The organism is Pseudobacillus badius, from assembly GCF_002189605.1.
In the GTDB taxonomy this organism is placed as follows: Bacteria; Bacillota; Bacilli; order Bacillales; family Domibacillaceae; genus Pseudobacillus; species Pseudobacillus badius.
Map to the genome: position 1 here is coordinate 359044 of NZ_MWMM01000003.1, position 12633 is coordinate 371676.

Annotated in this window: 13 protein-coding genes and 1 pseudogene; all 14 read right to left on the reverse strand. The window is 49.8% G+C overall.

Annotated features, from left to right (window positions below; genetic code table 11):
* Positions 1 to 8 precede the first annotated feature (8 nt).
* On the reverse strand, positions 9 to 1202 hold the full coding sequence (locus tag B1A98_RS07985; RefSeq protein WP_063384592.1) for an NAD(P)/FAD-dependent oxidoreductase: 1194 nt from the start codon (positions 1200 to 1202) through the stop codon (positions 9 to 11).
* 214 nt (positions 1203 to 1416) lie between these two features.
* Positions 1417 to 2358, reverse strand: coding sequence for a malate dehydrogenase (mdh, locus tag B1A98_RS07990; RefSeq protein ID WP_041095239.1), 942 nt, complete (start codon positions 2356 to 2358; stop codon positions 1417 to 1419).
* Between the two features lie 20 nt (positions 2359 to 2378).
* Positions 2379 to 2762, reverse strand: coding sequence for a BMC domain-containing protein (locus tag B1A98_RS07995; protein ID WP_041113771.1), 384 nt, complete (start codon positions 2760 to 2762; stop codon positions 2379 to 2381).
* Positions 2763 to 2777: 15 nt separating this feature from the next.
* Complete coding sequence (locus B1A98_RS08000; RefSeq protein ID WP_063384591.1) at positions 2778 to 3050, reverse strand: EutN/CcmL family microcompartment protein; 273 nt, start codon at positions 3048 to 3050, stop codon at positions 2778 to 2780.
* 237 nt (positions 3051 to 3287) lie between these two features.
* Positions 3288 to 3917: pseudogene (pduL, locus tag B1A98_RS08005) on the reverse strand (phosphate propanoyltransferase); the annotation flags it as partial.
* Positions 3918 to 3949: 32 nt separating this feature from the next.
* The gene (eutM, locus tag B1A98_RS08010; protein ID WP_041095247.1) at positions 3950 to 4246 is read right to left on the reverse strand and encodes an ethanolamine utilization microcompartment protein EutM; all 297 of its coding nucleotides are present in this window, start codon (positions 4244 to 4246) and stop codon (positions 3950 to 3952) included.
* Between the two features lie 20 nt (positions 4247 to 4266).
* Entirely contained in the window at positions 4267 to 5787 is a 1521-nt protein-coding gene (locus B1A98_RS08015) for an aldehyde dehydrogenase family protein (protein ID WP_063384589.1), read from the reverse strand.
* 34 nt (positions 5788 to 5821) lie between these two features.
* Entirely contained in the window at positions 5822 to 6475 is a 654-nt protein-coding gene (gene eutL / locus B1A98_RS08020) for an ethanolamine utilization microcompartment protein EutL (protein ID WP_041113773.1), read from the reverse strand.
* Positions 6476 to 6490: 15 nt separating this feature from the next.
* Complete coding sequence (eutC, locus tag B1A98_RS08025) at positions 6491 to 7447, reverse strand: ethanolamine ammonia-lyase subunit EutC (protein WP_063384588.1); 957 nt, start codon at positions 7445 to 7447, stop codon at positions 6491 to 6493.
* An 11-nt stretch (positions 7448 to 7458) separates the two neighbouring features.
* On the reverse strand, positions 7459 to 8823 hold the full coding sequence (locus B1A98_RS08030) for an ethanolamine ammonia-lyase subunit EutB (RefSeq protein ID WP_063384587.1): 1365 nt from the start codon (positions 8821 to 8823) through the stop codon (positions 7459 to 7461).
* Between the two features lie 18 nt (positions 8824 to 8841).
* The gene (locus tag B1A98_RS08035; RefSeq protein WP_063384586.1) at positions 8842 to 10287 is read right to left on the reverse strand and encodes an ethanolamine ammonia-lyase reactivating factor EutA; all 1446 of its coding nucleotides are present in this window, start codon (positions 10285 to 10287) and stop codon (positions 8842 to 8844) included.
* Between the two features lie 141 nt (positions 10288 to 10428).
* Positions 10429 to 10923, reverse strand: a complete 495-nt coding sequence (locus tag B1A98_RS08040) for a EutP/PduV family microcompartment system protein (protein ID WP_063384585.1) — start codon at positions 10921 to 10923, stop codon at positions 10429 to 10431.
* Between the two features lie 13 nt (positions 10924 to 10936).
* On the reverse strand, positions 10937 to 11278 hold the full coding sequence (gene eutS, locus B1A98_RS08045; protein ID WP_041095259.1) for an ethanolamine utilization microcompartment protein EutS: 342 nt from the start codon (positions 11276 to 11278) through the stop codon (positions 10937 to 10939).
* Positions 11279 to 11289: 11 nt separating this feature from the next.
* Positions 11290 to 12573, reverse strand: a complete 1284-nt coding sequence (gene eutH, locus B1A98_RS08050) for an ethanolamine utilization protein EutH (protein WP_041095261.1) — start codon at positions 12571 to 12573, stop codon at positions 11290 to 11292.
* Positions 12574 to 12633 lie beyond the last annotated feature (60 nt).

A 12633-nucleotide genomic window follows, 5' to 3' on the forward strand; every position in this document is an offset into this window, starting at 1 on the left:
TTCTGCTGTTACATAATTCCTTTCAGCATGCCGTCCCAGTACATAATTGGCAGCAAATCCTTTTTCATGATATACATGCTGCGCCGTTCTTTCGCCTGATTAAGCGGGAAGGATTCACTCGGAATTTTTCCATACTTGAATTCGGCCAGTACTAAGCTGTTGTAGCCGGTGACGAGCGGGCAGGAGCTATAGCCATCATAGGTTGCCTTCATCGGTTCTTCCTTCAAGAGAGCGAGCACATTTTCCGCTACTACAGGTGCTTGCTTGCGGATAGCGGCGCCGGTTTTCGATGTTGGCAAGTCCGCGCAATCACCCAGAGCAAACACATTTTCATATGTTTGGTGCTGAAGTGTGTACGGGTGAACATCTACCCAGCCGTTTTCCCCGGCCAGCGGGCTGTTGCGGATAAACGAAGGCGCCCGCATTGGCGGCGTTACATGAATGATGTCATATTTGACAGTTGATTGCTCTTTCGTATCCAGATTCTCGAATACCGCTTCTTTCTTATCCGCCCGGATTTCAATCAGGTTTTGACGGAAGCGGGCATCGATTTTTTTGCGTGCCACTACTTTTTCCAGTGTATCGCGGTATTTCTGTACATCGAAAATAGCCGGATTGGCAGAACCAAAAATAACATTGGTTTGATCTCTTATGCCTGTGCGGCTAAAATGGTCTTCCGCCAGGTACATAATCTTCTGCGGGGCACCGCCGCATTTAACCGGGGTAGCCGGATGAGTGAACACTGCATTGCCGCCTTTGAATGAGCGGATCGCTTCCCATGTATAGTCGGTATAGTCATAGGAATAATTGCTGCAGACGCCCCCTTTGCCAAGCGCCTCTTTCAAGCCTTTAACGCCGTCCCAATGAATTTCAATTCCTGCTGCGGCTACTAAATAGTCATAAGAAAGCGTCTCTCCGTTTTCCAGCTTCACTTCATTCTTCTCGGGATCAAAGGAAGCAACCGCCTGCTGGACCCATGCCGCTCCTTCAGGGATCACCTCTTTCATGCTCCGTTCCGTATCTTCTTTCTTCGCTGCTCCCCCGCCCACGAGAGTCCATAGCGGCTGATAATAATGATGATCAGCCGGATCTATAATCGCGATATCGCCCGCAAGCGATTTCATGCCATTCAACAATCTGGCAGCGGTGCTGATTCCTGCTGAACCTCCGCCTACGATGATGATTCGATAATGTTTCCCCATCTTTATCTTCCTCCCAGATATGATAATGACAAGGACAAGCCTTGTCCCTGTGAGTAACTCTGTGCTTATATATTCATGATAGTTGATCGTTATGCTTCATACTATAGGGGGTTACCCCTATATTTAACCGCGCGCCCGCACAAAAAAACCCCTTTGCAGAAGCTGTCTGTTCGAACAAACAGACCTTCTGCAAAGGGGTTTTCATTTGAGTTAGTTAGTTTTCCAAAATGGCCATCACTTGCTTGACGGAGTGGACAGATCGATCGAGGGCTGCTTTTTCTGCGGCTGTCAGCGGCAGTTCTATAATGCTTTCAATTCCTTCTCCGCCAAGAATGGTCGGCACCCCTAAGTATAAGTCGTGATAACCGTACTCTCCCTCCAGGTAAGCGATCGATGGGAGAATCCTTTTTTTGTCGCGAATGATCGCCTCCGCCATCTCCACCAGAGAAGCTGCCGGTGCGTAGTAAGCACTGCCGTTTCCGAGCAGGTTGACGATTTCTCCGCCTCCCTTTCTCGTTCTTTCCACAATGGCCTCCAGACGGTCTGCCGGAATAATTTTCTCCAGCGGGATTCCGCCAGCATAGGAATAACGGACAAGAGGAACCATGTCATCCCCATGTCCCCCAAGAACAAATCCTGAGATGTCCTCCACTGAGATGTTTAATTCTTCTGCGACAAACGTATTGAATCTTGCTGTATCAAGCACGCCTGATTGGCCAATGACCCGGTGCTTTGGAAATTGGGTTGTTTGGTAGCAAACATAAGTCATTGCATCCACCGGATTGCTTAGCACGAGGATAAAGCTGTCCGGAGCATGCTCCTTCACTTTAAGAGAAATCGAGCGCATGATTTTCGCATTGGTCGATACGAGGTCATCGCGGCTCATCCCGGGCTTTCTGGCAATGCCGGCCGTAATGATGACCATATCCGCTCCTTCAATGTCCCGATAGTCAGCTGTTCCCCTCACCCGGGCATTAAATCTTTGCACAGGCCCCGCTTCCAGCAAGTCCAGCGCTTTTCCTTTGGTCGGATTGCTTTGCTCCGGCGTATCCACTAAAATGACGTCCCCTAAATCCTTTTGGGCGATCATCAGAGCCGTTGTGGCCCCGGTAAAACCAGCGCCAATTACGGCAATCTTCGGGCGCTTAAATGCCATGGATGTTGCTCCTTTCTACCTTATTCTTCTGTTTTCGGCTCCGGATCCGTTTTCTTGCGATTCGTGCGGGCAGGAGATGGAGCCGGTTTAGAAGCAGGTTTCTTTTCTGTTTCAGAAGCTTGGCTTAATTGCTTTCGCTTGCGGACCATTTCATACGTTTCTTCATCCATGCGGGGAATCACGCGCGCGGACACCAGCTCTCCAACCCGGGCAGCCGCCTCTTTTCCGGCGTCAACCGCTGCTTGGACCGCGCCGACATCTCCTTCCACAAGGACGGTAACGAGAGCGCCATCAATTTTTTCCTGATTCATCAGCTGCACACTTGCCGCCTTCAACATCGCATCCGCTGCCTCAATGGACCCGACTAATCCGCGTGTTTCAATCATTCCGATTGCTCTTGGCATTCACCCCACTCCTTTCTATGTGTGTACAATCTCGGTAGAATCGACAATTCCAATGACGACCGCATCAATCGGCAAGGGATTGTCCGGCATAATGAACCGGGCGGACCCTCCTTCTGTTATGATCACTTGATCCCCTATGCCCGCTCCGATTCTATCAGCCGCAATAATTGGCGTATGGATAGATGAACCGTCAGGATGAATAGGCTGGACAAACAGCAGCTTTAATCCGGTAAGCCCATCTTCTTTTCTTGTCGCCCACACATTCCCAATCACAGTTCCCATTCTCATCTCTTCACCGCCTTACTTGTCGATTACTTCGATTTTTTTTCCTAGCTCACGTGCTGTATCTTTGGCTAACGGGGTGATGATCGTGGCTTTTCCGACACGGATCACCGTTTCCTCCATTTGTCTCACTTCATGCTGGGACAGCAGCTTGCCATCAAAAATGGCACTGTGACGGACGCTTTCCTGCGGCTGTACAGGTACTGCAGGCAGGGATGGCCTCTGTCCCTCTGACACGATTTCACCTATTTGACCTGCGCGGATGAAGGCGGCATTTGCTTCATCCGTATCGATGTGCATTTCCAGCCGGTAGGAAGCAGATACACGGACAAGCACTTTTTCAAAGGTGACCGGCCGTGCCGTTTCCGCCCTCACTTGGACATACTGGCCATCCTGGACCTGAAGGCGGCCGGCGTCAGCCGGCGTCATATGAATATGCGCCTGCGCGATAATTAACCCTTCCGTTAAATAAATGCTGCCTTTCGGGCCGATAATGGTAATCGGTGCAGAGCCTTTAATATCACCCGACTGCCGAATCGGCGGCTTGACCCCCAGCTTAAAGGCATCTGTTTGGCTCACTTCCACTTGAGTGAGGCTGCGGGAAGGCCCAAGGACGCGAACACGTTCGATCGTGCCTTTCGGGCCTGACAAAATAACCGTTTCCTCCGCAGCAAATTGATTCGGCTGTGATAAATCGCTTTTCTTCTTCAGCTGATAAGAGGAGCCAAACAAAGCAGCCACGTGCTGTTCAGACAGATGAACATGACGGGCTGATACGGCAATCGGAATCTCCTTCGTCCCTGCTGCCGGCTCTTTCCTGCCCAACTGCTGGATTACTTCTTCCACGATCGATTGAATCCAGTCTGAATCCATAAGCATTCACCTCTTCTCATGCACTTCTTTGCTTACTCAACGATTTCCGGCGCTTTTGGCAAAATGGATTCCAGTTCGTTATGCGGGCGCGGAATGACATGAACAGAGTTCAGTTCCCCCACACGCTGAGCTGCCGCTGCTCCTGCATCTGTTGCTGCCTTAACAGCTCCGACATCACCGCGGACGAGCACTGTCACAATTCCGCCGCCGACATGCACTTTTCCAACTAAATGCACGCTTGCTGCTTTAACCATTGCGTCCGCTGCTTCGATAGATGCTACTAATCCTTTTGTCTCGATCATTCCTAATGCTGTCATTTCTCTTGCCATTTTATATTCCTCCTAAAAGTTTATTTGTTGTATTGTTCAATGACTTTATTTACAAGCTGGGCTACTTCTTCCACGTTGACTTGTCCGCTTTTTCCCATGGAAGCAATGACACTTTTCACAATTTCGTCTGTCTGCTTGGCGGCCGCCGGAGAAGGGGAAGAGGCTCCTTTTCTCGGAATATCGACCTCTTTAATTCCGTAAGCCATCCGTTTAATGTTAAGCAAGTGGCGGGCTGTAATGTTATCTGATGTAATATTGCCGCCAAATGATCCGCAGCCGAGCGTCATAGATGGCGCAAGCCCTGTTGTGCCTCCTACGGCGCCGACAGAAGATAAAGTGTTCACTAAAATTCTGGAAACCGGCATATCGACCGCAAACTCCCGGGCAACAGCATCATCTTCCGTGTGAATCGACAAGCTGTGACCGCGTCCGCCCAAATCAAGAAGCCGGCCGCATAACTCCTTTGCCTCCGTTTTGTTTTTCGCTGTATACAAGGCAAAGATCGGGGAGAGCTTTTCCAAAGAAAACGGCACCTCCTTGCCGACTTTGGTCTCTTGGGCAACGAATAAGCGCACAGAATCGTCGATTTCAATTCCTGCCAATCCAGCAATGTATTGCGGACTTCTGCCGACAATTTTCGGATTGACCTTTCCAGGCACAGGAGAAATGACTTTTTCCATGCGCCGCTTTTCTTCTTCATTCAGTAAATAAGCACCATTGGCTTTCAATTCGCGCAGCGTGGCTTCAAAGATGCTTTCATCTGTAATGATTGCCTGCTCTGTGGCACAAATCGTTCCATAATCAAATGATTTGCTGTCGACAATCATGGAGACGGCCTTCGCAACGTTGGCTGTTTTTTCAAGATAAACAGGCACGTTTCCAGGACCGACACCATAAGCGGGCTTCCCTGAGCTGTAAGCGGCTCTGACCAGGCCGCCTCCGCCCGTTGCTAAAATCAAATGGACGTCCGGATGGGTCATTAAAGACTGCGTTGCTTCCATGGAGGCGTGAGACAGCCAGCCGATCAACCCTTCAGGCGCTCCCGCTCCGACTGCCGCCTGCTCGCAAACCTTCAACGCCTCAATCGTGCATTTCACCGCGTAAGGATGCGGGCTGACAATGATGGCATTTCGCGTTTTTAAGGCAATCAATGTTTTGAAAAAGGCGGTGGATGTCGGATTGGTCGTCGGAATAATCGCTGCTACTACACCAAAGGGCGCAGCCACTTCAACCACTTGCTTTTCCTTGTCTTCCCTGATAATGCCGACTGTCTTTTCATCCTTGATTGATTCATATACCGCTTTGGAGCCTACTTCATTTTTAATCTGCTTATGCTCAGCGATCCCCATGCCCGTCTCTTCTACTGCCATGACCGCCAATTCACGGGACATGGCATAGGCAGCATCGGCGACAGCTTTGACAATTTGATCTACCTGCTCTTGAGAATAAGATAGATAACGCTGCTGAGCTGCTTTTGCTTTTCTAACCGCTTCCCGCATCTCTTGAATGGCAAGCAGATCGCGGTCTATTGCTACAGACATACTTTCACACTCCTTCTCATTCGGCTTTATTTCATTAGTAGTGAAGCGGGTGCTTCGCTACTTCGATAATCGTTTCCCGAAAGGCATCGGCGGCCGCCCGGCAAGCTGACTGGCTTCCCGTTAACAGGGCGCCTCCATAATTTGTTTCCGATGGAGGCTCAAACAGCTCACAAATCGTCACATCTGCCGCTTTTAAAGCCGCATCCAGCCCATATATTGCTTCAAGGGGAGGAGCGATCAAATAAGCAAGCGCCTCGCCTTCCTCAATCCCGGCCAATGAAGATAAATAACTGCCGGTTCTTGAAACCACATGAGCATATAAAAGATGGCTCTTCTCTTCATCCAGCGCCTCAAAGAATGCGCCGGATTCCACCGTTGTTTCAACCGCCTCCAGGCCGCTTCTTACCTGCTCAGGCGTCGGTCCGGCAATGACGCCGATCATTTCTCCTGACAAAGGGCCGGAGGAATAGTTTGCGCCGGCGTAGAAGGATTTGGCATAAACCACATCCACATCCGCATATTTCGTGGCCTCGTCCAGTGCCGTATAGCCAATATCATCGCTTGTAATGGTGAACATCCCGAGACTGCGGTGATGGCTTTGCAATTTCAGCTTGCCTGCCAAGCCCTGATCCACATTAGCAATGACCCGCACGGCGAGAATGTCAGCTTTTACATGAGGTAAATGCATCGGTTGTTCCGCCTCCTAGCTTTCTTTTTTCACGAGCGATACGCCGCTGGCCTGGTGCTTTAAAATCTTTTGGACGACCGTTCCCAGATAGGCGCCTGCTTCTACTGGCGGAATGCCGCCTTTATGAATGTTCGATACGACCATCCGGTCCGCCTCGATCACTCCTTTTCTCGGCTTGTAGCACATGTACGCACTTAATGATTCCGCACTCACAAGGCCGGGACGCTCACCAATCAGCATCACCACAACATCTGGGGTTAGAATCTCGCCGATTTCATCCATTAGCGCCACCCGCCCTTTGTCTACATAAAAGGTGGTGCCCATGCTGATGTTTAAATTGTTCAGCGATTGCTGCAATGACAAGTAAACGTCTTCGATATTGGTTTCAACCGCTTTGGCGCTTAAGCCGTTTGAAATCACGATTTGCACGGTAGGCGAAGACTGGCATCTCTCTTTAATCATCTTCCTTGCTTCATCTGACAGCTGGCGCCCGTAATCCGGACGGCGAATATATTCTTCCTTGTCCTTCACACGCGTCTGAACGGTAAATACTCCAAGATTCTCTAAAACCTCCGGCGCCACTTCCCCGTAAACGGCATCAACGGCAGCCGCATGGTCAAAGCGGAACTGGAGCCACGTATTGGTCTTCGGGCGGTTGCCCGCTCGGCCGACAGCAATCCGCGACGGCGTTTTCTTGCGAAGCTCTTCCAGCTGTTTCTCTTTCTTTTCTGCTTCCGCCGCATCAGCGGACTTCTGCTTAGAAGCTGATGAAAGCGGTGCTGCCTGCCTGTCCTGCTTCGGCTGCAGCGGCTTCCATTCGATTTGTCCTGCACTTTGTTCCTTCAATTCAACCGGCGGCAGATCTTTCGGCCCTTTGCTCCATAAGTTCACTTCAGGCTCTTGCGGCTGCTGTTCCTGACTGAGCTTTTCCACAACCAGCTTTGTAATTGAAGCAACTAATTCTTCCTTCATGCTATCGCCTCCTATCTTGAAAACATCGTTGGGTCACCTGCGTACTTGCTCAATCTTCCATTCTCGAAAATCCCCATCTTCTCAAGCCATGCGGCGAACTCGGGGGAAGGGGCTTTTCCAAGTGTTTGGCGCAACGTAGCAATGTCGTGATAGCTCATAGACTGATAGTTCAGCATGCAATCATCCCCCATCGGTGTCGCAATAATGAAATTCACTCCCGCGGCGGCTAAAAGCACGCCAAGATCCTCGATATCATTTTGATCGGCGCGAATATGGTTGGTATAGCAAATATCGACACCCATTGGCAGGCCATGCATTTTGCCCATAAAATGATCTTCAAGCCCGGCCCGGATCACCTGCTTGCTGTTATACAAGTATTCCGGTCCGATAAAGCCAACGACCGTGTTCACAATATACGGATTGTAATGCCGGGCAAAGCCGTAATTCCTTGATTCCAGTGTCATTTGATCCATTCCGTAATGGGCTTCCGCCGATAATTCCGAGCCTTGTCCTGTTTCAAAATACAGCCGTTCCGGACCGGCGCTCGTTCCAAATTTTTTCGCCATGTCCGCCGCCTCATGCAAAAGCTCAGCGGAAATACCGAAGGAACGATTAGCCTTTTCCGTGCCGGCGATGCTCTGGAAAATCATATCGGCCGGTGCCCCTTTTTCAATTGCTTTCATTTGGGTAGTGACATGGGCAAGCACACAGTTCTGGGTTGGAATGTTCCATTCTTCAATAAACTCATGGCTTGCCTGCAGCAGCCGTTTGACGCTTTCGACAGAATCATCAACCGGATTGATGCCTACTACCGCATCTCCCACCCCGTAGGACAAACCGTCCTTCAGCGAGGCAATCATGCCCTCGATGTTATCCGTCGGGTGATTCGGCTGCAGCCTTGAGGCGAGCGTGCCCCTCTGGCCAATCGTTATGTTGCAGGTTGTTAAAATCTCTATTTTGCCGGCGGCATGCACTAGGTCTAAGTTAGACATGAGCTTCGCGACCGCCGCGATCATTTCGCTCGTCAGCCCCTGGCTCATGCGCTTTAACTCCCGGTCCCCGGTTTCATTGTCTAAAATGTACTCGCGCAATTCAGCTACTGACCAGTTTTTGATTTGCTTGTAAATCGGCTCGTTAATATCGTGTTCGATGATCGCGGATACTTCGTCTTTCTCCGCTTCAATCATCGGATGATTGCGGATATCGGCTAGCGTAATGTCGCTTAAGACGGATTTGGCTGCGATTCGTTCCTGCACCGTTTCGGCCGCGATCCCCGCAAGCCGGTCTCCCGATTTTTCTTCATTGGCTTTTGCGAAAAGCTCTTTCAAATCCTTGAATTGAAAGGTCTTTCCCCCAATCGTTGTTTTCAGCTTCACTTTGCCTGCCTCCTTGCTTTATGAATGAAAAGTGAGTGTTTTAATAACTACAGGCACTACTCCTGAGTCAAGAACCTGGCCGATATCCATGTAATCGCCTTGTTCTACCTCAATTTGATCAATACACAGTACACTTTCTTCCGGCTTTAGCGCCTGAAATGTCTGACCAAGCACCTTGGCGTGGTCGCTTTGCAGGGCAATCACTAAAGGCTGTGACGGCTTCGGCTTTAATTGCCGGCACTGAATCAGCTCCTTCGCAACAGACTGGATATCCCTAAAGGACAAATGCGGCAAATGAGTGAAGTAAAGAACAAAGTTTTGTCCTTCCCGACCCGGGTCATAAACAGCAATCGCTTCTTCCATGCTGCTGCGTAATTTCCCCAGTCCGGCGGAGGCTTCGTATTCAAACGACACTTCAAATACAGGCAGATTTTTCTGGGGCAGCTGGCTGCTCTCCACTTGGATCGTTGCTCCGCTAATGTTTGTTGTCTGGGTCCCGGCTCCGAGAACCGTCGCCCGAACGGTTTCATCCGGCTCTCTCCACTCGTACCGCTGCAGGCTGTTCTCCTCCTGAATCGCCCTCGCGATGGCGGTGCCGATATCGTTATATCCTTCTGCCGCCGCCTGCCGATCTTCTGTTTGATATATACACTCCGACACGCCGCCTGAAAAGACAATAGCATCCACAGCGCCGCTCCACTGCGGAGGATGGCCCAATAAAAGCACTTCATCCTCGGCTGTGAGCGATTTGTCCAGCATCCTTCCAATGACAGCGGCCATATACCTCGCCACCTTCTCAATATCGGGATGGTCTTTTGCCGCTCCTTTTGCCAGCGTCCAGCCTTTTTGCTGAACAAGTCTTTCAACAGGAACAGAAAGGCGGCTGACTTTTCCTTCTTTAAATTCAATCAAGCGTCCGCCGATATGGAGCGTACATGTGCCTGACAGCTTGCCATTTTCATAGACAGCGGCATTGGCAGTGCCGCCCCCGATATCGATATTCGCTACCGCCTTCCCTGTTTTTTTAGAATAATCATAGGCGCCAGACCCCTTAGCCGCGATCATGCCTTCTAGATCCGGACCAGCCGTTGCGACTAAAAACTCGCCGGCAACAGCCGATAGATGATGGACCATTTCCTCTGCATTTTGCTTTGTTGCTGTTTCACCGGTAATGATCACCGCGCCTGTCTGAATTTGCTCCGGCTTGACGCCCGCCTTTTCATATTCTTGTTTGACCAGACGGTCGACCGCCTCCATATCAATGACCGTTGCCGATAACAACGGAGTTCTGAAAATCGGGCTCCGGTATAAAATCTCTTTATCGATAATTTCAATTCTCGGTACATGCGATCCGCCGGCCATGTTCATGAGCGAAAACCGGCTAATCACCAATTTTGTTGTGCTTGTGCCGATATCAATGCCGGCACTCAGTAACGTTTCCTCGCGGGAGGCCAGGCTTTTCACGCTTTTGCACCACCTTAAAAAGCAAAAAGCGCCCCTGCAAATTCATGAATCATGAATTCGTCAGAGGCGCCTTTGCCTGTTTCTATGCTTTTTTATTTATTGTTCTAAATATACCTAAAAAACTGACTATTGTAAAGGCTTTCACCTAAAAATGAAATCCATTTGCCCGCAAGCAGCGGCATACTCCTTCATTTCCTGCAAGGAACGGCAAGCGGCAAGGTCCCGCAAAACTTGAAGGTTTTTCCCTGCAAGCGCCGATGTGACCACAATCGGTCCTTCGACAACAGCCTGCTTTAACTTTTGCACGGTATGTTCAATATTAGCAGCAGGATGATCTGCTTTCGTTACCACCCCGACCGGCAATTTGGGAATGCCTGAACTAAATCCAGGCGGAAAAACCATCTTATCCCCCGTCGCATCCTGAATATAAAAAACATGGGTCACTTCTAAAGCAGTTGCCATAATATTTTTGTAGAATAAAGGATTTTCTGTGTATTCCCCAGGTGTATCCACGATCCAGTCGCGATAGACGAGCGCCTGCGTCTTCACCGCTTCCGCCGGCTTATCTAGCAGAGCGTTTGTTAGCGTAGATTTCCCTGCTCCGATCGAGCCGATCAGCATTACTCTGTTATTCATTCGCCTTCTCTCCTTATGACTTTGTTATCGCTGAAGGCGTATAGCCAAGCTGCTCGGAAAGAAAACGGTTAATTTCAGCCATCGCCATCTCTACTTCTGACACGCTGCCGACAATGACTAAGCTGCCTGTAAAGCGGTCAAGAAAGCCGATCGTGACACTGGCCGCCTTCGTTGCCAGATCACCGGCAATAATGACTGTCTCGCTCGGCGTTAATGTCAGTATTCCCAGCGCTCCCGCCTCCTGAATACCAAGCTTCACAAACATATCCGGGTCAGGATTGGCAATTAAATGGCTGAGCGTAATTTGCTTGCCCGGAACAAACTCCTGGATAAATCGCTGTTTTTCTTCACTCATGCTTCTTCCTCCTACTGTGCTGTTTCTTGTGCTGATGCGCTTTCTTCCATCACCGCGCCTTCCTCCTCTAAATATTCACCTGGACGGATCGTTCCGTTGGCACGGTCTTCCTCTTCTAAACGCAGGGCAGTCGGGACGGACAACCAATAAGCAAGCCCGATAGCAATCACACCGGCTGAGATTTTGCCAATCAAAACAGGCAGGATCAAATTAGGCTGGAAATTAGCGGTGAAAGATAAATGGTCGCCTAACAGAAATGCCGCGCAGACAGCAAAGGAAATGTTGATGACCTTATCCTTCGGCCGCATGTAGCGAACGAGCTGGAACATAGCTAATATATTGGCAATTGTGGCAAGCAGACCGGCGCTGCCTGTTGAGCTTAAGCCGATTTTTCTTCCGGCTGCTTCCAATGGTGTCGACGCGTATTTACGAAGCAAGTAGACCATCGGAAACGCCCCGGCCAGCATAATTCCGATATATCCCGCCGTTTCCAGCGCCCGGAATTGGTCTTCTTTATCAGCCATAATCGGATCAAAGCCCCACACGCCAAATAGCGTTGAGAACAATCCGGTGAAAATTTCCACAATGGAAAAGACAAGCACTAGCTTAATAGCGGCATCCATTACTTTTCCAAAAATCATAAAGCCGCTGATCATAGCTTTCGGGAAGAACTTAAGCCCGGCGGCAATCGCTACCACAAAAATAAGCAAAGGCAGCAGGTTGACTAATATTTTAGCGTAAGACAAAGCAAATTCATAAGTGGAACTGCTCGTCGTATCAATGACGGCACGCACCTTTGTATTAAACAAAAGCGTCAAGCAGCTGGCAATAAACGCCCCGATCGGGATCGTTAAAACACCAGACATCACTCCAAGCGCCATATATTTGTGATCCCTCTTATCAAGCATAGCCAGTCCCATCGGAATCGAGAAAACGATCGTTGCTCCGGCCATATAGCCGACGATCATAGCCATAATCCAGCCCTCATACGTTTCCTTTAACACATTCGCTAATTGGTAGCCCCCCATATCTGTCGCCAGAATGGCGGTAGCGGCAATGGCCGGGTCAGCTCCGAGCGAGTTGAACAATGGACCAATAACGGAATCGATAAATTGTGATAAAAATGGAATAGAGGCCATAATCCCGGCAGCCGGAACGAAAATGTGGCCGACGGTATGAAGGCCATTCATAAACTCTTTCCCGAGCCCTTCCTCGGGATTGCGGATAGCCGCAAAAGCTCCCAATACGGCACACGTCATAATGATATAGACAACAACATTCCCAATCATGCTCATATTACTCTCTCCTTTTCTCGTTTTTTCAAGTAAAATGCAATAAAAAACAGACCCCTCCCG